At 63.4% G+C, this 19,895-nt stretch carries 15 protein-coding genes; 12 read left to right on the forward strand and 3 right to left on the reverse strand.

Features of this window, described 5'->3' with window-relative positions; translation table 11 throughout:
- The first annotated feature begins 23 nt into the window (after nt 1-23).
- The 8 genes from BUB62_RS15160 (at nt 24) to BUB62_RS15195 (ending at nt 9,775) form a co-directional block, all read left to right on the forward strand.
- Nucleotides 24-1,706, forward strand: coding sequence for a lipopolysaccharide biosynthesis protein (locus BUB62_RS15160; protein WP_073111509.1), 1,683 nt, complete (start codon nt 24-26; stop codon nt 1,704-1,706).
- 36 nt (nt 1,707-1,742) lie between these two features.
- The gene (locus BUB62_RS15165; RefSeq protein ID WP_073111511.1) at nt 1,743-2,858 is read left to right on the forward strand and encodes a glycosyltransferase family 4 protein; all 1,116 of its coding nucleotides are present in this window, start codon (nt 1,743-1,745) and stop codon (nt 2,856-2,858) included.
- Nucleotides 2,859-2,869: 11 nt separating this feature from the next.
- A complete protein-coding gene (locus BUB62_RS15170; RefSeq protein WP_073111513.1) occupies nt 2,870-4,222 on the forward strand; it encodes an O-antigen ligase family protein in 1,353 nt (450 codons plus the stop codon).
- Nucleotides 4,188-5,219 carry a glycosyltransferase family 2 protein gene (locus tag BUB62_RS15175; protein ID WP_073111515.1) on the forward strand — a complete coding sequence of 344 codons (1,032 nt, stop codon included), beginning with the start codon at nt 4,188-4,190 and terminating at the stop codon, nt 5,217-5,219. Before BUB62_RS15170 ends, BUB62_RS15175 begins: the two co-directional genes overlap by 35 nt.
- Entirely contained in the window at nt 5,216-6,529 is a 1,314-nt protein-coding gene (locus tag BUB62_RS15180; protein ID WP_073111516.1) for a glycosyltransferase family 4 protein, read from the forward strand. Before BUB62_RS15175 ends, BUB62_RS15180 begins: the two co-directional genes overlap by 4 nt.
- Nucleotides 6,530-6,576: 47 nt before the next feature.
- Nucleotides 6,577-7,416 (forward strand): glycosyltransferase family 2 protein, encoded by an 840-nt coding sequence (locus BUB62_RS15185; RefSeq protein ID WP_073111518.1) that lies wholly within the window; start codon nt 6,577-6,579, stop codon nt 7,414-7,416.
- A gap of 97 nt (nt 7,417-7,513) precedes the next feature.
- Nucleotides 7,514-8,422, forward strand: coding sequence for an alpha-1,2-fucosyltransferase (locus tag BUB62_RS15190; protein WP_073111520.1), 909 nt, complete (start codon nt 7,514-7,516; stop codon nt 8,420-8,422).
- A gap of 45 nt (nt 8,423-8,467) precedes the next feature.
- Nucleotides 8,468-9,775, forward strand: a complete 1,308-nt coding sequence (locus tag BUB62_RS15195; RefSeq protein ID WP_073111522.1) for a hypothetical protein — start codon at nt 8,468-8,470, stop codon at nt 9,773-9,775.
- A 140-nt stretch (nt 9,776-9,915) separates the two neighbouring features.
- Here BUB62_RS15195 and BUB62_RS15200 read toward each other — a convergent pair whose 3' ends face one another.
- The 3 genes from BUB62_RS15200 to BUB62_RS19125 form a co-directional block, all read right to left on the reverse strand.
- Nucleotides 9,916-10,848 (reverse strand): NAD-dependent epimerase/dehydratase family protein, encoded by a 933-nt coding sequence (locus tag BUB62_RS15200; protein WP_073111524.1) that lies wholly within the window; start codon nt 10,846-10,848, stop codon nt 9,916-9,918.
- Nucleotides 10,849-10,857: 9 nt separating this feature from the next.
- A complete protein-coding gene (locus BUB62_RS15205) occupies nt 10,858-12,018 on the reverse strand; it encodes a DegT/DnrJ/EryC1/StrS family aminotransferase (protein ID WP_084539107.1) in 1,161 nt (386 codons plus the stop codon).
- 991 nt (nt 12,019-13,009) lie between these two features.
- Nucleotides 13,010-13,279, reverse strand: coding sequence for a hypothetical protein (locus BUB62_RS19125; RefSeq protein ID WP_143164213.1), 270 nt, complete (start codon nt 13,277-13,279; stop codon nt 13,010-13,012).
- Between BUB62_RS19125 and BUB62_RS15210 the strand changes: the two genes are divergently transcribed.
- From BUB62_RS15210 to BUB62_RS15225, 4 genes are all read left to right on the forward strand, one after another.
- Complete coding sequence (locus BUB62_RS15210) at nt 13,269-15,968, forward strand: Ig-like domain-containing protein (protein ID WP_073111526.1); 2,700 nt, start codon at nt 13,269-13,271, stop codon at nt 15,966-15,968. The two genes, BUB62_RS19125 and BUB62_RS15210, sit on opposite strands and share 11 nt — an antisense overlap.
- A gap of 374 nt (nt 15,969-16,342) precedes the next feature.
- Nucleotides 16,343-17,458, forward strand: a complete 1,116-nt coding sequence (gmd, locus tag BUB62_RS15215) for a GDP-mannose 4,6-dehydratase (RefSeq protein WP_073111528.1) — start codon at nt 16,343-16,345, stop codon at nt 17,456-17,458.
- A 149-nt stretch (nt 17,459-17,607) separates the two neighbouring features.
- The gene (locus BUB62_RS15220) at nt 17,608-18,573 is read left to right on the forward strand and encodes a GDP-L-fucose synthase family protein (RefSeq protein WP_073111530.1); all 966 of its coding nucleotides are present in this window, start codon (nt 17,608-17,610) and stop codon (nt 18,571-18,573) included.
- A gap of 53 nt (nt 18,574-18,626) precedes the next feature.
- On the forward strand, nt 18,627-19,892 hold the full coding sequence (locus BUB62_RS15225) for a glycosyltransferase family 61 protein (RefSeq protein ID WP_073111532.1): 1,266 nt from the start codon (nt 18,627-18,629) through the stop codon (nt 19,890-19,892).
- Nucleotides 19,893-19,895 lie beyond the last annotated feature (3 nt).

Consider the following 19,895-nt stretch of genomic DNA (forward strand, 5'->3'; position numbering starts at 1 on the left):
CTGGCTGCGCAACTATCTTCCTCATGGCCCGCGAACAAAAAAACCTGACCGTTGCCACCGTCAATGGCGTGAAGTGGACGATGGTGGCCACGATAGTCAACTCGGTACTGCAGATTGGCTACACGGCCGTGATGGCGCGGCTACTCAGCCCGGCGGCCTTCGGGCTGGTGGCGCTGGCGGGCGTTATCCTGCGCTTCGGGGTGTATTTTGCTAAGATGGGCATGGAGCGGGCCATCGTGCAGAAGCCCGACCTGACCGAGCAGGACGTGCGCGTGGCCTTCACCTCGTCGGTACTGCTGGGACTGCTGTTTGCGGGGCTGCTGGTGCTGGGCGCGCCGCTGGCCGCGCGCATTGTGCACCAGCCCGAGGTGATTCCCGTGGTGCGGGCGCTGGCCATCGGCATTTTCCTGAGCGGGCTGAACGGCACGGCTATGAGCCTGCTGCACCGCGCCATGCGCTTCCGGGCGCTGGCCATCATGGAGATGCTCTCGTTTCTGCTCAGCTACCTCGGGCTGGGTATGCTGCTGGCCTGGCAGGGCTTCGGGGTGTGGGCGCTGGTAGGGGCTTCGCTGGGTCAGGGGCTGATTATCACGGTGTTCTCGTATAGCGCGGTGCGCCACTCGGTGCGGCTGCTCTTCAGCTGGGCCGCCTATCGTCCGCTGCTGGCCTATGGCAGCCGCATGTCGGTCATCAGCTTCGTCGAGTTTGTGAGCATGTCCCTGGATACGCTGCTTATCGGGCGGCTGCTGGGGCCGGCGGCGCTGGGCATCTACACCAGGGGCTCCATGCTGATTGCCCTGCCGGTGCATCTGCTGTCCAGCAACGTGGCCAAGGTCATTTTCCCCTCCTTCAGCAAAGTGCAGGCCGACCGCGCCAAGCTGCGCGACGTGTACCTGAGCAGTATCACGCTCATTGCCATGGTGATAACGCCGGTGTGCGCCGGCGTGATGGTAGCCGCCCCCGAAATCGTGCTGGTAATGCTGGGACCCCACTGGCTGGAGGCCATTCCGATTCTGCGCGTTATCTGTGCCACCTATGCGCTGAGCGCCGTCACGATGTTTGCCGGGGTGGTGTGCGATGCCACGGCCGTCCTCACCTGGAAGCTCAATCTGAACGTGTTTTATGTGCTGCTGCTGGCCGGGCTGATGTTTTTCTGCAGCCGCTACGGGCTGCTGGGCGTGGCCTGGGCCCTGGTAGCAGGCGAGCTGGTGCGTACCCTGCTCTACACCGTGCTGATGCGCCGCGTGCTGGCCGCCCCGCCCCTGAGCCTGCTGCGGGCCTACGGTCCTGGTGTGCTGGCCGGGCTGCTTGCGGCCCTCGGCATAGCCGCCGTGCGCCACAGTCTGCAGCCTCTGGGCGTGCCGACGGTGGTGCTACTGGGGCTCGAAATGCTGGTGGGGGCCGTGGTGCTGGGCAGCCTAGGGCTGCTCTATCCGCCCGCGCAGCTGCGCGACGTGCTGCGCCGCCTGCTGGCCCGCCTCACGGGCTCGCCGGGTACGGTGCCGGCCAGCCCGGTGGTGCGCGTGCTGCGCCTGGTGGCGGCGCGCCTCGCCCGCCTCGACGGCGAAACGCTGGTGTCGCCGCTACCGGCGGGGCTCAGCCCCAACCCATTGCAGCCCGACGCCACGCCCGACCTGCAGCCCGTACCGCCGGGCAGCCCAGGCAAGGCCGCCGTTTTTTCCGGCTCCGCGGCCGAAGTGGTGTAGGCTTTTTTTCTATCGGTCCTCTTCTCTCCCATAATTATGAAAGTACTCTACGAACCTACCACCTTCTCCATTCAGGATTTTGGTGGAGTCTCGCGCTATTTTCATGAGCTGCTCAACCATGCTGGTCCTGGCCTGAGCTGCCAGCTGCCGGTGGTGCTGAGCAACAACTTGTATCTGCGCGACCGGCAGCACACCGACCACTTCGAGTTTTTCCCCCGGCTAGCCATTCCGGGCAGCTGGCGGCTGATGTATCATCTGAACCGCCGCGCCACGCTGCAAGCCCTGCGCCGGCAGAACTTCGACGTGCTGCACCCCACCACCAACGACCAGACGTACTTCCTCGACCTGCTCGGCGACAAGCCGCTGGTTATCACCATTCACGACATGATTCCGGCCCTGTTCGGGCAGCATTATCAGCAGCCCGCCACGGCCCTGGAAGTGCTGGCCCGCCGCGCCGACCGCATCATCACGGTATCGGAAAACACCCGCGCCGACGTGCTGCGGCTGCTGGATGTGCCGGCCGAGCGGGTATCGGTGGTGCATCATGGCCACAGCGTGCGCGACTACCCGGCGGGGCCGGCGCTGCGGGTGCCGGCGCACTACGTGCTTTTCGTGGGCAACCGCCGGGCCTACAAGAACTTTGCCTGCCTGGTGGAGGCCTTCGGGCAGCTGGTGCGGCACGGGTTTGGCGAGCTGCGGCTGGTATGTGCCGGCGGCGGGCCCTTCACGCCGGAAGAGCAGGAGCTGCTGCACGGGGCCGGCATCGGGCAGCGCACCCAGCAGTTCAGCGCCGTGTCGGATGCGCAGCTGGCCGGGCTCTACCGCGGGGCGCAGGCCTTCGTGTTTCCCTCGCGCTACGAAGGCTTCGGCTTCCCGATTCTGGAGGCCTTCGGGCAGCGGTGCCCGGTGCTGCTGAGCGACACCTCGTGCTTCCCGGAAATAGCCCAGGATGCCGGCCTCTATTTCGACCCCAACGACCCGGCCGAGCTGCAGAACCAACTGGAACGCCTGCTGCGCGACCAGGAGCTGCGCCACACGCTGGTGCAGCGCGGCGTGGCCCGCGTGGCCGACTTCACCTGGCCGCGGGCCGCTACCCGTACCCGGCAGGTGTATGAGGAGGCCCGGCAGACGGTGCCCGCCTACTCCTTATAATATAGTACGCCATGAAAATCAGTCTGCGCTTTCTGTATGCCATTCCGATTCTAAGCATTCTGTTCACAGACCGCGCTTTCACGGAGTTTCTTTTCCCGGAGGAAGGCAACCCCCTGGCCGTGAAATATACCCTGGGCCTGCTGGGCTGCTCGCTGGCCGGCGCGGTGCTGCTGCACCGCTCCATGGAGCCGCTGATGCGGCGCTGGCTGCTGCTGCTGCTGGCCGCGCTGGGCGGGCTGGCGCTGGAATCGTATGCGGGCTGGGGCACCTGGATGGTCTATAACCACGTGTTTTCCAAGCTACTGGTGCTGCTGCACGTCTTCGCGCTCTACGCCTTCTACCGCCGCTTTGGGCTGCCGCCCTTTGGCCTGCTGATGGCGGTGCTGCTGCTAGGGCTGGGGGCCAATTTGGTGCTGTATCATCCGGAGGCGCTGAGCTTATCGGGCTTTCTGGCCAATGAGCGCGGCTTTGGCTCCAACTCGGCCATGCTGCTGCTGCTGCCCACGCTTTACTATTTCAACCAATACCTGACGCGCGGCGGGCTGGTGCGGCTGCTGCTGGCGTTTGGGGGCATGGCCTTCATCATCTTTCTGCAGCACCGCTCGGTGTGGCTGGCCCTAGGCATGGCGCTGGCGCTGAACGTGCTGCTGGTGGCTTTCGACCGCCTCGAAGGTGCCCGCCTCAGCACTCAGCGGCTGCTGCCAATGGTGCTCCTGCCGTTCATCGTGCTGGTTTCGGGCGGCATGGTCGTCCTCACCGACCCCAAGATCAGCCGCAAGCTGGAGAACAGCGTGAATAATATTCTGCACCCCGAAAAAGGCGGCACGGGCGGCTGGCGGCTTCAGCAATTTGAGTCCTACAAGCCCTTTCTGCTGGAATATCCCATCGCCGGGATGCGCTTGAAGGGCTTTGAGCTGCCTGTACAGTTCTACACCATCGGCGACGATGGTGCCAGCGACGCGAAGACCTGGAGCGACATGACCGGGCACCACTTCCACAGCTTCTACGTGGACCGCCTGTTCTACTTCGGCATTCTGGGGCTGCTGCTCACGGTGCTGGCCCCGCTGGTGGTGCTGGCGCGGCGCATCCGGCAGCCGGAGCCGCTGCCGGCTCCCACGGCGGCGCTGGTCCTGTTCTGCCTCAGCACCTTCATCTATAGCATTTCTTATGACTGGCCCCTGTACTTTTTCGGGGTGTGGGGCTTGGCGCTGGCCGCCGCTACTGTGCCTTTCCGCCGCCCGGTGCCGGTAGCCGCGGCTCCGCGAAGCGTGGCCGCACTGCCCGCGCCTTTGCTCCGATCTTCTTCCGCCTCTGCTCCTGCTCCCAGCTATGCGCACCCCACTGCCGCCACCGCCCGCCGCTGAGCCCGCCGCGCCGGTACTGCTTATTGTCTTCAACCGGCCACAGTCGGCGCGGCAGGTGCTGGCGGCTATCCGGCAGGCGCGGCCCACCCGGCTCTACGTGGCCGCCGACGGCCCGCGTCCCAACCGCCCCGCCGAGGCGGCCCTGTGCGCCGAAACCCGCGCCGCAGTCACCAGTGCCATCGACTGGCCCTGCCAGGTGCGCACGCTGTTCCGCGACGAAAACCTGGGCTGCGGGCTGGGCCCGGCGTCGGCCATTACCTGGTTTTTTGCGCACGAAGCCGAGGGCATCATTCTGGAAGACGACTGCGTGCCCGCGCCCGGCTTCTTCCGCTTCTGCCAGGAGCTGCTGGCCCGCTACCGCCACGATACGCGCGTGATGCACATCGGCGGCAACAACCTCTCCCATGAGGCGCAGCAGCCCGTGGCGGCCGGCGCCGACTCGTACCACTTTTCCGGGCAGGTAAACAGCTGGGGCTGGGCCACCTGGCGGCGGGCCTGGCAGCACTTTAACTTTGAATACCAGCTGCTGCCGGAGCTGCGGCAGCGCGGGCTGCTGCGGGGCATGTACCCCGGCTGGTTGGAGCGGGCCTATTGGCTGCCCAAGTTTGAGGCGGTGCGTACGGGGCCGCAGCCGGCCCACATCTGGGATTATCAGTGGCACTTCACCGTGGCGGCGCACTCAGGCCTGACCATTGTGCCCGCCGTGAACCTGGTGACCAACATCGGCTTCGGCACCGATGCCACCCACACGCTCCATGCCGATGACCGGCTCGCGGGCCTGGCCACCGGCGAGCTGGCATTTCCGCTGCGGCACCCGCCCACGGTGCTGCGCGACTGGCCGCGCGACCAGCGCTATTTCCGCGAGCATCTTACGCAACGGCTCCTGGCCAAAGCTCAGCGCCTGCTGCGCCGACTGCGGCCAGCTGCCGCCCCGGCCGCCCCGCCCACTCCGGCGGCTTCTCCCAATTTTCCACTGCCCCAGCCGCTTCCGTCATGAACGTCCTGCTTTCTGCTTATGCCTGCAACCCGGCCCAGGGCGGGGAATGCGGCAACGGGTTTCACTGGACCTGGGAAATGGCCCGGCGCGGCCACCACGTCTGGTGCCTGACCACGCCCTACGGCCTGGCCGGCATCACGGCTTTTCTGGCGAAGCACGCCGAAGACCCGGCCGCGCGGCGCGTACATTTCACGTATCTCGATGGCCCGCCTTGGGTGCGGTTTCTGTACCGCTGGCAGTTTGGCGTGTATCTGCATTATATGGTGTGGCAGTATACGGCCTGGCGCACGGCCCAGAAAATGGACCGCGCCATTGGGTTCGATCTGGTGCATCATGCCACCTATAGCAGCCTGAAAATGGGCTCGTGGCTGTGGCGACTGGGCAAGCCGCTGGTGTACGGGCCGGTGGGCGGGGCCCAGAAAGCCCCCATTGCCTTCCGCCGCTATCTGCCCGACTGGTTCCGCACCGAAACGCTTCGCTCGGCTTTCACTTGGGTACTCACCACGCTCGACATCAACCTGCACCAGAACCTGCGCCACGCCACGCTGGTGCTGGCCTCCAACGACGAGTCGGCGGCGCTGGCGCGGCGGCTGGGGGCCCGGCGGGTCGAGCTTTTCCTGGATACGGGCCTGCCCGAGGCGTTTCAGGCCGCCACCTTCCCCGAGCGGGTGCCGCAGCCGGTACTGAAGCTGCTGTGGGTGGGCCGCCTTTTCCCCAACAAAGCCTTGCCGCTGGTGCTCGATGCCCTCTCGCAAACCGATCCGCGGGTGCAGTTTCACCTCACCGTGCTTGGCGACGGGCCCATGCGCGACCTGGTGCCGGGCTGGATTGCGCAGTATGGCCTGCAGGACCGCGTGACGTGGCGCGGCAGCGTGCCCTGGGTGCAGGTGCACGCCGCCATGCTCAGCCACGACGTGTTCCTGTTCGGCTCGCTGCGCGACTCCTTCGCCTCGCAGTTCATGGAGGCCATGGCCACCGGACTGCCCATCATCACGCTCAACCACCAGGGGGCCCGCACTTTCATTCCGAATGCTGCCGCTATCAAAGTTCCCGCCGAGCAGCCCGACGAAGCCACCGCCGCCATGGCGCGGGCCGTGGAATACGTGTATGACCACCCGGCCGAGCGGCTGGCCATGGGCCGCGCCGGCTACGACTTCGCCATGGCCCAGACCTGGCCCCAGCGCATGGACCGCCTGCTGACCATGCTCCGGGAGCTGGGCCTGGATACCGCGCCGGCCGCCAGCCATGCCCCGGATCCAGGGCTGCTGCCGGAGCACCGCCGGCCCGTTGCGCCGGTGCTGGCGCAGTAGCCCGCCTTTTGCCTTGCCTTGTTCACTTTACCAAGCGCGTTTCACCCATGCTTTTCATCGTCATTCCTGTATTCAACCGCCTGAAATACACCCGCGACTGCCTGCTGTCCTTGCGGCAGCAGACGCGCCAGGACTTCCGCGTCGTGGTGGTCGATGATGGCTCGACCGACGGCACCGACCAGATGCTGGCTCGCGAATTTGGGGAGGTGGAAGTGGTCACCGGCGACGGCAACCTGTTCTGGACGGCCGGCGTGAACCTGGGCATCCGGCGGGCGCTGGCGCTGGGGGCCAGCCGCATCATGACGCTCAACAACGACCTGCTGGTGCTGCCCGATTTCGTGGACCGGATGCTGTATTGGGCCGATCAGCACCCCACGGCCGTGCTGGGCGCGCTGGAGCTGGATGTGGCCACCGGCCAGCCTGTATACGGCGGTGAGCGGCTGAACTGGCGCACCAACACCCGCCACGACCTGCTGGCCGAGCTGCCCGCCAGCCAGCGCCACGGCCTGCACCCGGTCACGTATCTGCCGGGCCGGGGGCTGCTCATTCCGCTGGTCGTCATCGAAAAAATCGGGCTGTTCGATGAGAAGCGCCTGCCTCACTACCTGGCCGATTTCGACTACACCAGCGTGGCCCGCCGGCATGGCTTTCCGGTGTATTGCAACTACGATGCGCGCCTGAGCACCTACCCCGAGGAAAGCGGGCAGGAGCAAACCCGGCGCTTCCGCAGCCTGCGCGGCTATTATCAGCACCTGTTCGGTATCCGGGGGGGCGGCAACCTGCGCAACTTCACGCATTTCTCGCTCAAAAACTGTCCGCCCCAATACCTGCCCTACTACCTGCTCAATGGCTATGCCCGCCGGCTGGTGGGCTACTTCATGCACTGAGCCGCCCGCGCTTTCCTTCCTCTCTCCCTTTCACTTCCAGCCCGCCTCGTTTCTGGATGCCGCGCCCGCCCCCGGGTCCGGCGGAGGCCCTCACTACATGGTTATTCTCACTCAGGACCTCGACGGCTTCGGCAATCATCTGCTGCTCACTTCCCATTTTCTGGTCAATGTGGCCGAGCACCGCTACGAGCTGGCCATTCCTTCCTTTGAGCGCTACGCCCCCTTTTTCGAGGGCACTGTCCGGCAGGATTTCGACGGGCTGCCGGTGCGCCTCCAACCGGGGCCGCGCAGGTTTCGGGTGTTTTTCCGGGCGCTGCGCCTGCGCTGGGGGGGCGCGGTGGCTCAAAGAGCGCCCTGGCTGCAGCGCCTGCTGGGCGTGCGGGTGCTCACCGACCACGGGGCCAATGATGTGGACCTCAACAGCTCGGCTTACCTCACGGCCGCGCACACGGAGGATCTGCTGGTGCACGGCTGGCAGTTTCGTGATAAGCGGCACTTTGCCCAAAACGGCGACCTGCTGCGCCGGATCTTCCGGCCCATTGCCGCGCATCGCCGCGCCGTGGAGCATGTGCTGACCGCCAACCGGCAAGCGGCCGACGTGCTGGTAGGCGTGCACATCCGGCGGGGCGACTACGCGGGCTGGCATGGCGGAGCCTACCTCTACGACAACGCCACGTTCGTGCGGGCCATGCAGCAGATGCAGGCGCTGTTTCCGGCCACCACGCGGGTGCGGTTCCTGCTTTTCTCCAACGAAACCATCGCCGATGCCGATTTTGCGGCCTTCGATACGGGCCGTTCCACCAACCACGCCGTGGAAGACCTGTACGCCATGGCGGGCTGCGACTACATTATCGGCCCGCTGAGCACGTATTCGATGTGGGCTTCCTTCTACGGCCGTGTGCCGCTGTGCCACCTGCACCGCCCCGATCAGCCTATTGCTTCGCTCCGGGAATTTATGGTATTTGAAGACCAGCCCAGCGTACGGTGGGAATCCAGCCTGGCGTAGGTGCGCTCCAGACTCGTCTGCCTGTTTTCAGGCTTAATCTGAAGAATGCAAAACCCTGACCTGCGCAAGTCTTATGAGCAGTACACGCTCCGGCGCGGCCCGGTACATACCGCGCGGCCATTCGGGCTAGGTGCCAAGCGACTTGCCCTGCCGGGCTGGCTGCGCTGGGTGCCGGTGCTGGCGGGCGTTGGCCTGCTGCTGGGGCCTTCGCAGGCACCGGCGGCCTTGCCCAAAGCTGTGCTCATCATCCGGCAGGGCGGCACCTACTCGGGTACCTACCGCAGCACCGATTCGCGCGTGCCCTGCATCAGCATCGAAACCACCGAGCCGGTGCTGCTGCGGGGCTGCCTGCTGGCCGGCCCCGGCGACCTGATTCGGGCTACGGCGGGCGGGGCCCAGCTCACGGTGGAAGGCTGCCAGGGCTACGGCACGCGGCCCTCCCTGGATCAGGAGCGGCACGGGCGGTTTCTGGAGGTGAATTCCGCGCAGTCGGTGCGCGTAGAGCATTCGTATTTCGAGCACACCTCGGGCATCAGCGTGTATCTGTGGGCGGGCAATGGCTCCCCCGATCAGACGCTGACCGTGCGTTACAACGAGGCCAAGAACATCGACGGCCGCTTCCGCAACGGCGGCGGCACCTTCGCCAACTTCTTGGATCTGAACGGCGTGCGCGGCCTGGCTAACCTGGAAGTGGCTTGGAACCAAGTGGTGAATGAGCCCAACAACTCCTTGGTTGAGGACAACATCAACTTCTTCAACTCGGGCGGCACCGCGGCCAGCCCCGCCCGCCTGCACGACAACTACATTCAGGGCGCGTATCCTTTTCCGGCTACCAGTGCGAGCTACAGCGGCTCGGGCATTACCCTGGATGGCGACGCCAGCTCGGCCCGCGCCACTACCGCCTTCGTGGAGGGCTACGACAACCAGGTGGTGAGCACCTGCGCCGCCCTGAACATTGCCGCGGGCCACGACAACCACTTTCACCACAACCGCCTCGTTACCAGCGGCCTGCTCCCCCAGGGCCTGCGCCTGACGGCCAACTACGCCGCCATCGGCCTCTGGAACGAGTACAAGCAGCCGGACTCCGTTTTCTACGCCAACCGCTTCACCAACAACACCATCGGCTTCGTGCACTGGGGCGGCGAAACGCCCTTCGCCGACCGCCAGGACCTGAGCGTGGGCGCGTGCTCGCCCTGCACCGGCACCATCCATTTGCCCAACCCCATTACGCTGCAGACAGAGCAGGCCGAAGAAACACGCTGGCAACAGAAGCTGCGGCGCGCCGGCGTGGCCGTGGGTCCGGCCCGCCCGCTGGCAGGCCGCGCCGGCGTAGGCGCGGGCCTAGCGCATTAGGTGGAGTCGTGGTCGTCTGTCATCCTGAGCTTGCGAAGGACCTTATCACGGCAGAACGAGTCGTTGTGACGCTTGTCGTTCCCATCCCATAAGGTCCTTCGCTTTGCTCAGGATGACAGACGATTTCCCAGACTCACAACTCAATACGGATACACCGATTGATAATACTTCACCGTTTCGCGGATGCCCTCGTTGAAATCGGTGAACTCGAATTCGGGCAGCACCTGCCGGAAGCGGGTATCGTCCATCACCTTTTTCGGGGCTCCATCGGGCTTGCTGTGGTCCCACACCACCTGGCCGCGGTAGTCAAACTTGCTCTGAATGATATCGACCAGTGCTTTCACGCTCAGGCCGTCGTTCTGAGCCAGGTTCAGCGGCTGGCACAGACCTTCGCGGTCGGGGTTTTGGAGCACTTCCCAGATCAGGCGGCCAAAATCGGGGGCGTAGAGCCACTCGCGCACCACGCTGCCCGTGCCCCACACCGACAGTTCGGGCTGGGCGCTGCACTCGGCCTTCACAAACTTGGAAATCAGAGCGTTAAGCGCATGAGCCTTGTTCGGATCAGTGGAATCGTAGGGGCCATACATGTTGGGCGTGAGCAGATGAATGCTGCGCACGCCATACTGCATCTGGAAGCACTCGGCTACGGCCCAGAGCATGCGGCGGCTGGTGCCATAGCTGAGCACCGAGCGGTGCAGGTGCCCGTTCCACCACTCATCTTCCCGAAAGATATCGGCCGCCGCCGGATAAGCGCAGTTCGCAATGGGGTTGATGACGATGGCCTGCGGACACGCCTGCGCCACGGCCTCATACATGCCCAGAATCATGCGGGCATTGTCGGCTACCACGGTGGCAGCTTTCTCCGTCACGTAGTTCAGGCTGCCCACGTGGGCGGCGCAGTTAATGATAAACTCGGGCTTCTGCGCGTGCAGAAACGCGGCCGTGGCGGCCGTATCGCGCAGGTCCAGCCCCCGGCTCAACGACGACTCGATGGGCACTACGCCGTGCTGGCGCAGCACCTGGGCCACATTGCGGCCGGCAAACCCCGTGGCCCCGAAGAGAACTACTTTCATGCGTTCCGATTACCAGCCTTGGGTGATGACCTCAATAATGTAGCTGACCTGCTCCGCGCTCAAATCGTCGTGGAGCGGAGTATGGATCTGGGTTTCGTCGAAGCGCCGCTGCTGCACCAGTTCCGGGCGCTTGCCCCCGAAAAGCGTGTTGTGGTCGATGCCATCGTGCACCACGGAGGCCGCCACGCCCCGGGCTTTCAGGGCCCGAATAAAGTCCAGCCGGTTTTCGACGTGCATCCCGAACAGCCAGTGCGCGCTTTCGCGGTCGGGCTGGTGCCGCAGCAGCTGCAGGCCGGGCACGCCGGCCAGGCCGGTCTGGTATTGGCGCACCAGGGCGCGGCGGCGGCTCATGCGCTCCTGAAACCCCTCCATGTTGGCCAGGCCCAGGGCGGCGGCGTAGTCGCTGAGGTGATATTTGTAGCCCACATCGGTCAGGTCGTATTCCCGCTCCCCGATTTCGGAGATGGGCGAGTTGGCCCGGTCAATGCCGAACCAGCGCCGCCGGAACACCTGCCGCGCCCGCTCGGGGTCCAGGGCGCACAGGGCCCCACCGTCGCCGGTGGTCAGGTGCTTGATGGCCTGGAAGGAAAAGCACGTAAAATCGGAGATGGAGCCAATAGCGCGGCCTTTGTAAGTAGCGCCGGGCGCGTGGGCGGCATCCTCAATCACGAACAGGCCGTGGCGGCGGGCAATGGCGTGAATTTCGTCCAGGTCGCAGGGGTAGCCGCCCCAGTGCACCGCCATAATGGCTTTGGTGCGGGCCGTGATGCGGTGCTCGATGTCGGCGGGGTCGAGGTTGCCGGTTTCGTACTGAATGTCGGCAAAAACGGGCGTAGCGCCCACCTGCACCACCACAATAGCGGAGGCAATGAACGTCTGGGGCGCCAGAATCACCTCGTCGCCGGGACCGATGCCGGCCACTTCCAGGGCCAGATGCAGGGCACTGGTGCCGCTGTTCAGGGCGGCCGGATGCACCATGCCCAGCTCGGCGCTCAGGCGCGCTTCAAACTCCTTTACCAGCTTGCCCTCACTCAGAAAAGTGCTTTGCAGCACCGCCTGCACGCGCTGCGCGGCCTCAGGGTGCACAAACGTAGTGAACATGGCAATAGGCGGGGCCACAAGTTGATCCGGTGGAGCGGCCACCGACGAATGAGTAGTGTGGTTCATCATAGCACAAAAGGAAAGGGGAACAGGAACGAAAAACCAGTCTGCGCCATAATCTTCAACCAACCAGGGAGCAGTACACGTGCCGAATTAACATTATTTATTTAATATAAAAAATTTTAATAATCATATTCACCAGTGGCGCCTCTTTTCTTATCCAAACCCCACAGCACATTTACTGCCTAGCCAGTCCATCTGGGCGGAGTGTGAGGCCGCCACGGCTGCACACCTATTATATAAGCGGAGCTAGCAGCGCGGTCAGAACAAGGCGGCTACGCTACGGCTCGCGCTGAAATCGAAGCTTCTGATGATTTGGGGTATCTAAAGCCGTTTTGCGGTGGTTGGGTGGCAACTGCAACACCCAGAAGCTCGCGCTGCTCGTGGCGGAGCGGTTTGCCACACCATTTCTTGAGCAACAAGCTGGAAGCCGCGCTAAAACGTGCGCGATGATTTGGCCTTTGCCACCAAAACAGTAGTGTGCGCATGCTAGTCCGGCGCTTTTCTGCAGCTAGTGGCCCTTTCGGCAGTCCAGTAGCGGGCTATCAGGGTGTGCCATCCTGCTAATTACCAGACCAGTAACAAAATTTTGGCTTTGTGACCAACTGTTGGGCCGGGAGGGGCGCAGGCAAAAACCGGCAAAATGAGCCAAAAACGCAGTAAACCAAGCTGTAATTCAAACTATATATTATTAAAATACTATTATTTGAGCCTGCCACAACCGCTTGCCGATTCGACATCTTTAGTACATTTGCATTGAACCTCTTCAGCTGTTTTATAACTTTAACAAGTTAAGAAACAGTCGGACTTTTCAAAAGGCGCTTACAGAACGCGGATTCGGCGTTTTGAATAGGACCTAAAAGACAAGTCAAATTGCGCTGGCCAGCACGGCTGCCAGCAGACCGGGATGAGATGTGCGGAAAGCTAAAAAGCCTCAAATAGAATCAGAAAGAGGATTCTTGAAAACCAGATTGGCAGAACAGCGCAGAATCTGAGTCTATCATTCTTTCATCTGGCGCCGGATGAAAAAATAATAAGACTCCAAAATGCGCAAGCCAGCAATCAGGAGCCGCTTTTTGATGAATATAACAAATTTGATTCTGCCTTCCGGAACAAATTGGCTTTCACCCTGGTTTAGCCAATCATCCATATATAGTTTTTTTCCTTCAAAAGCACACAGAATGCAAAAAGGCACTGAAAACCGTTTTTCTCTCGCGTTCAGCAACCGCTCCGGTGCTTGCTTTTTGCCCTTGTCGGCGATGATGTTCATCCTGCTGCTGCTGTTTCCTGGTTTGAGCCGGGCGCAGGGGCAGGCCCCAAATGTGACCTACCAAGGCCCGATCACCATCACGAAAGGTGGTACGTACTCGGGCAACTACCGCAGCACCAACTCGGATGTGCCGGTTATCAAGCTGGAAACCACGGAGCCCGTTATCATCGAGAACTGCATCCTGGCTGGTGCCGGCGACCTGATCGACGCGAAGAATGGGGGTTCTAACCTCATCATCCGCAACAACCGCGGCTACGGCCTCACCCAGAGCAAAGACAACACCCGCCACGGCGTATTCGTGGAGGTGAACTCGGGTAAGTCGGTGGTCATTGAGCACAACTACTTCGAGCATACCATTGGTATTCTCATCTACCTGTGGGGTGGCAACGGCACGGCGCAGCAGACGCTGACCATCCGCTACAACCAGGCGAAAAACATCGACGGCCGCTACCGCAACGGCGGTGGCACCTTCGCCAACTTCCTGGGCATGAACGGTGTGCTGGGTCTGGTAGGCTCCGAAATTGCCTGGAACCAGGTGATCAACGACCCCGACAACTCGCTGGTGGAAGACAACATCAACCTGTACAACTCGTCGGGGGTAGCCGGCAGCCCGATCCGGATGCACGATAACTACATCCAGGGTGCCTATCCTTTCCCCGCTACCAGCCCTAACTACACGGGTTCGGGCATCACGCTCGACGGCGACAACGCCGGCCCCGGCGGCGTAACGGCCCACGTAGACGGCTACAACAACCAGCTTGTGAGCACCTGCGCTGCCATGAACATTGCCGGCGGCCACGACAACATCTTCCACGACAACCGCTTTGTGACCAGCGGCTACCTGCCCGACGGCCGCAAGCTGCAGGCCAACTACGCCGGTGCCGGCCTGTGGAATGCCTATGGCCAGCCCAGCAACGTGTTCTACAACAACAAGTTCGACAACAACACCATCGGTTTCGTGGCCTGGGGTGGCAATGAGCCCTTCAAAGACCGTCGGGACTTGAGCCCTGGTGCCTGCGGCCCTTGCTACAACACCAACCACATGCCGAACCCCGTAACGCTCCAGCAGGAGCAGTCGGAATGGACTTCGTGGCAGCAGAAAGTGCAGCAGAACGGCCTCACGATTGGTGTTGGTGGCGGCACTACGCCTCCCCCCACTCCTACCAACACGCCTCCTACGGTTAGCTTGAGCGTACCATCGACCGGCACCGTGGGCACGGCCCTCACGCTGAGCGCTACGGCCGCCGATGCCAACGGCACGGTAACCAAAGTAGAATTCTTCAACGGTGCTACCAAGCTGGGCGAAGACACTTCGGCTCCTTACTCCTTGAGCTACACGCCCACGGCGGCTTCGACCCTGAGCCTGACGGCCCGCGCTACCGACAACGCCGGTGCCGCCACTTCTACGGCTGCTACTTCGGTTACCATCTCGGCCCCCACCACGGGCGGCGGCACGGGTGGCACGGGTACTCCTACCAACGCCACTTTCGTACGGGCTCTGAACCTGAACGGCCCCGCCGCTACCATCGACGGCCTCAGCTGGGAAGCCGGCAACGGCGCAGCTAACTTCCAGGTGAATGGCATGTCCTTTGAAAACCAGGGCATAGCGCTGAACCCTGCTACCGACGCTGCTCGGGCCCACATGATCCGCTCGTCGGTGTTCAACGGTAACATTACCGCCACGGTGGGCGGGGTAGCCAACGCCACGTACCAGGTGTACCTGTATGTATGGGAAGATAACAACCCGGTTACCTTCAACATCAGCGTGGAAGGCCAGACGGTACAGAGCAACTACAGCAGCGGCAACGGTGGCCGTTGGGACCGACTCGGCCCGTTCACGGCTAACGTAACGGACGGCAACATCAGCATCAACCTGGCCGCTGCCAACGGTGGCAATGCGAACCTGTCGGGCATCGAAATCTGGAAAGCGGGCACCTCGACCACGCCAACCAACGCCGCCCCAACCGTTACGCTGACGGCTCCGGCCACCGGCACTGTGGGCCAGGCCCTTTCGCTGACGGCCACCGCTGCCGATGCCGATGGCACCGTGAGCAAAGTGGAGTTCTTCAACGGCACCACCAAGCTGGGTGAAGACCTGACCTCGCCTTACGCCCTGAGCTTCACGCCGACTGCGGCCGGCACGCTGAGCCTGACGGCCCGCGCCACCGACAATGCCGGTGCCGCTACTACCTCGGCCGCCAAAAGCGTAACCGTAGCCGGTGTTGCTACGCCTCCTCCGGCCGGAGCCGGCACGTTCTACCGCGCTATCAACATCAATGGCTCGGCCATGACGCTGGACGGCAACGCCTGGCAGGGTAGCACGGCCGCCAACTACACGGTGAACGGCGGAGCATTTGCCAACCAGAACGTGGCGCTGACGCCGGCCACGGATGCCTCCCGCGCTTCGATGATCCGCTCCTCGGTGTTCGGCCCGGCGCTCAACTTCAAGATGACTGCCGTACCAAATGGCTCGTACGATGTGTACATGTATGTTTGGGAAGACAACAACGCCGAAACCTACAGCCTCTCGGTGAACGGCCAGCCGGCTGTGAGCAACTTCAACAGTGGCTCGGCGGGTAGCTGGAAGAAGATGGGCCCCTACGCCGCCAACGTGACGGCCGGCACCATCACCATCACCAGCTCGGGTGGCTACGCCAACCTGTCGGGTGTGGAGGTTTGGAAGAAGTAATCCAGGCCTGACGCTCATCCGGAGCGTCGCCCCACCCACTATCCTTTTACTACTCAACGACTAAGGTCCTCGGGTCTGGTCTGCCGGCCAAAGCCTGCTCCTGCAAAGGGGCAGGCTTTTGTCGTTTGGGCCGGCCGGCGGCCTGCTGGTTTTCCGGCGTTGGGCTGCTCGTTGGGGCGGGGCATATCATGGGCGCAACAGTGGCAGCCTCAAATCCGGTCCAGCGCCTTTGTTATGCAATTCATTATTTAAATAAGTAAATAAATATTCCTGACTTGTTGTTATTGTAAATATTAATACAATAATTTGTCAATAAAGTTCAACTGATGAACTTGAAAGCCGATCCGTAAACAGTCTACTCAACTCTTGTTTGTATGAAGCGCGCCCTCATCACTGGTATCACGGGACAAGACGGAGCCTACCTGGCCGAGCTGCTCCTGGCCAAAGGCTACGAAGTTCACGGCATCAAGCGCCGCTCGTCGCTGTTCAACACCGACCGCATCGACCATCTCTACCAGGATCTGCACGAGGCGCACGTCCGGTTCCGCCTGCACTACGGCGACCTGTCGGATGCCACCAACCTGATCCGCATTGTGCAGGAAGTGCAGCCCGACGAGATTTACAACCTGGGGGCCATGTCGCACGTGAAGGTGTCGTTTGATATGCCCGAGTACACGGCTGATGTAGATGGCGTGGGCACGCTACGGCTGCTGGAAGCCGTGCGCATTCTGGGCTTGGCGAAGAAAACGCGCATTTACCAGGCCAGCACTTCCGAGCTGTATGGGCTCGTGCAGGAAGTGCCCCAGCGCGAAACCACGCCCTTCTACCCCCGCTCGCCCTATGCCGTGGCCAAACTCTATGCCTACTGGATTACGGTGAACTACCGCGAAGCCTACGGCCTGTATGCCTGCAACGGCATCCTGTTCAACCACGAAAGCCCACGCCGGGGCGAAACCTTCGTGACGCGCAAAATCACCCGGGCCGCGGCCCGCATTGCCCTGGGCCTGCAAGACAAGCTGTATCTGGGCAACCTGGATGCCAAGCGCGACTGGGGCCACGCCAAAGACTATGTGGAGGCCATGTGGCGCATGCTGCAGCAGGAGCAGCCCCGCGACTACGTCATTGCCACCGGCGTTACCACGCGGGTGCGCGAGTTTGTGCGGCTGGCGTTTGCCGAACTGGGCATTGAGCTGACCTTCAGCGGTGAAGGCGCGGCCGAAGTGGGCCACGTGGTGGCCTGCCACAACCCCGAGTTTCAGATAGCCACCGGCAAAGTAGTGGTGGCCGTGGACCCCGCCTACTTCCGGCCCACGGAGGTGGAGCTGCTCATCGGCGACCCAACCCGCGCCCAGACCGAGCTGGACTGGCACCCTACTTACGACCTGCCCGCGCTAGTCAGCGACATGGTGCAGCACGACCTGCGCCTGTTTCAGCGCGATGCCGTGCTGGTGGAGGCCGGCCACACCGTGCTGCACTACCACGACGAGTAAGCCCGGCCTGCCTACTTTCGCCAGCCAGGCCCGCGCCTGAATTTCTTCCAACCTCTTACCACTATCGGGCTGACTCTGGCCGGCGGGGCGGGCTCCGGCCGCGGCCCCGGAAACCACCCCGGCTGCCCGCCGCTTACCTTCTGCTTTTTATGGAAAAAAATGCCAAAATCTACGTGGCTGGTCATCGGGGAATGGTGGGCGCGGCCCTGGTGCGCCGGCTGACCCACGCGGGCTACCACAACCTGCTGGTGCGCACCTCGGGCGAGCTGGACCTGCGCGAGCAGGCCGCCGTGGCCGATTTTTTTGCCCGCGAAAAGCCCGACTACGTGCTGCTGGCCGCCGCCAAGGTGGGCGGCATTGTGGCCAACAATACCTACCGCGCCGATTTCATCTATGAGAATCTGATGATTCAGACCAACGTCATTCATCAGAGCCATGTGCAGGGCGTGAAAAAGCTGCTGTTTCTGGGTTCGTCGTGCATCTACCCGAAGCTGGCCCCGCAGCCCATCAGGGAAGAATACGTGCTGACCGGCCCGCTGGAACACACCAACGAGCCATATGCCGTGGCCAAAATAGCGGGCCTGAAGATGTGCGAAGCCTACCGGGCACAGTACGGCAGCAATTTCATCTCGGTGATGCCCGCCAACCTCTACGGCCCCGGCGACAACTACGACCTACACAACTCGCACGCGCTGCCCGCGCTGCTGCGCAAGTTCAGCGAGGCCGTGGCCGGCGGCCACGACCGGGTGCAGGTGTGGGGCACGGGCACGCCGCGCCGCGAGTTTCTGCACGTCGATGATCTGGCCGAGGCCTGCCTGCACCTGATGCAGCACTACAATGACCCCGAGCCCATGAACGTAGGCCCCGGCGAGGATCTGACCATTCGGGAGCTGGCCGAGCTGATTGCCGAGCTGGTGGATTTCACGGGGGACATCGAATTCGACTTTTCGCGGCCCGACGGCACCATGCGCAAGGTACTGGATGTGAGCCGGCTGCACGCGCTGGGCTGGCACCACCGCATCGGGCTGGAAGCCGGGCTGCGGGCCGTGCTGGCCTCGGAAGAGTGGCGGGCCGCCGTACCGCGCCGCTCGCTGGTGCCGCAGTCGGCCGGGTAGCCCCGCGGTTATCTGCTCTGTCTCCTTCTCTTCTCTAGCTAGTCTGCTACGCCATGTCTGATTTGGTGAACAAAGCCCACCGCTGGGCCAGCCGCCGCCTGCGCGAGCTGGTGCCGCACCACGGCCGCTACCGTCCGGTGGGCGTGCATGCCAGCAGCCAGGCCCTGGCGGCCCGGCCCGGCAGCGGAGCTACTTACGCGGAGCTGTATCCGGCCCAAACCACCCACCTGGAAGTGAGTGAGGCCCTGCACGAGCACATCACCGACTACGGAGGCCTGCACGCCAAGCCCAACCGCACCGAGCACACACCCGCGGCCTTTGTGCTTACCCTGGACCGGGGCCGGCTGCTGGCCGATAACAGCCAGAGCGTAGCCATCATGGCGGCCGATAACCGGCTGGTGGGCGATGCGTCGTTTCAGTATGACGGCCAGCGCGCCGACCTGGCCCGGCCCGAGGCCAACAATGTGTTTCGGCTGCGCTGGTTTTCGGCCCCGGTGCAGGTGTCGGGCACGGTGTGCAGCCTGCTGTCGGGCGGCGGGGCGGCCGTAGGCAACTACTACCACTGGCTCATTGACTCGCTGCCGCGGCTGCACCTGGTGCAGGAAGCCGGCCTCTGGGATTCCATCGACTATTTCCTGATCTATGACCGCCGCCGCCGCTTCGTAGTCGATTCATTACTGGCCCTGGGCATCCGCGACGAGCAGATAATTGATGTGCGCACCCACCGCCATTTGGTAGCCGACCGGCTGGTGGTGACCTCGGCGGTGCGCGGGCAGGGCACGCACACGCCCGAGTGGGCCGGCACTTTCCTGCGGCAGGCGCTGCTGCCGGCCGCCGCGCCTCGGGCCTTTAGCCCCTACGTGTACCTGAGCCGCCGCGACGCGCCCGCCCGGCACGTGCTGAACGAGGCGGCCGTGGAGGACCTGCTCCGCCCCTACGGCTTCCAGACTCACGTGTTGGGCCACTACACCCTTGCCCAGCAGATAGCTCTTTTCGCCGGGGCCCGGCTCATTGTAGCGCCCACCGGCGCGGGGCTGGCCAACCTGGTTTTTGCCCCGCCCGGCACGCCGGTCATCGAGCTGTTTCCCAAGCACTTCACGGTTATTGAATACCCGGAGCTGTGCTACCGGCTGGGCCTGTCCCACCAGTTTCTGGTGGCCGAGGCCGCTGCCGGCCCGCTGCACGCCCGCCACGACGGCTGGCGCGAAGACCTGACCGTGGACCTGGCCGCGCTGGCGCACTGCCTGCGGCAGGCGCAGCCCGCCGCTCCCGAAGCCTATTCGCCGCCGCGCCGCTATTCAGCTTTGCCTTCCATCTGATAT

The organism is Hymenobacter daecheongensis DSM 21074, from assembly GCF_900141805.1.
In the GTDB taxonomy this organism is placed as follows: Bacteria; Bacteroidota; Bacteroidia; order Cytophagales; family Hymenobacteraceae; genus Hymenobacter; species Hymenobacter daecheongensis.

Coding starts and splice junctions, on each gene's coding strand:
- BUB62_RS15160 (WP_073111509.1), top strand. CDS start 24: ATGGCCCGCGAACAAAAAAACCTGACCGTTGCCACCGTCAATGGCGTG.
- BUB62_RS15165 (WP_073111511.1), top strand. CDS start 1,743: ATGAAAGTACTCTACGAACCTACCACCTTCTCCATTCAGGATTTTGGT.
- BUB62_RS15170 (WP_073111513.1), top strand. CDS start 2,870: ATGAAAATCAGTCTGCGCTTTCTGTATGCCATTCCGATTCTAAGCATT.
- BUB62_RS15175 (WP_073111515.1), top strand. CDS start 4,188: ATGCGCACCCCACTGCCGCCACCGCCCGCCGCTGAGCCCGCCGCGCCG.
- BUB62_RS15180 (WP_073111516.1), top strand. CDS start 5,216: ATGAACGTCCTGCTTTCTGCTTATGCCTGCAACCCGGCCCAGGGCGGG.
- BUB62_RS15185 (WP_073111518.1), top strand. CDS start 6,577: ATGCTTTTCATCGTCATTCCTGTATTCAACCGCCTGAAATACACCCGC.
- BUB62_RS15190 (WP_073111520.1), top strand. CDS start 7,514: ATGGTTATTCTCACTCAGGACCTCGACGGCTTCGGCAATCATCTGCTG.
- BUB62_RS15195 (WP_073111522.1), top strand. CDS start 8,468: ATGCAAAACCCTGACCTGCGCAAGTCTTATGAGCAGTACACGCTCCGG.
- BUB62_RS15200 (WP_073111524.1), bottom strand. CDS start 10,848: ATGAAAGTAGTTCTCTTCGGGGCCACGGGGTTTGCCGGCCGCAATGTG.
- BUB62_RS15205 (WP_084539107.1), bottom strand. CDS start 12,018: ATGATGAACCACACTACTCATTCGTCGGTGGCCGCTCCACCGGATCAA.
- BUB62_RS15210 (WP_073111526.1), top strand. CDS start 13,269: ATGATGTTCATCCTGCTGCTGCTGTTTCCTGGTTTGAGCCGGGCGCAG.
- BUB62_RS19125 (WP_143164213.1), bottom strand. CDS start 13,279: ATGAACATCATCGCCGACAAGGGCAAAAAGCAAGCACCGGAGCGGTTG.
- gmd (WP_073111528.1), top strand. CDS start 16,343: ATGAAGCGCGCCCTCATCACTGGTATCACGGGACAAGACGGAGCCTAC.
- BUB62_RS15220 (WP_073111530.1), top strand. CDS start 17,608: ATGGAAAAAAATGCCAAAATCTACGTGGCTGGTCATCGGGGAATGGTG.
- BUB62_RS15225 (WP_073111532.1), top strand. CDS start 18,627: ATGTCTGATTTGGTGAACAAAGCCCACCGCTGGGCCAGCCGCCGCCTG.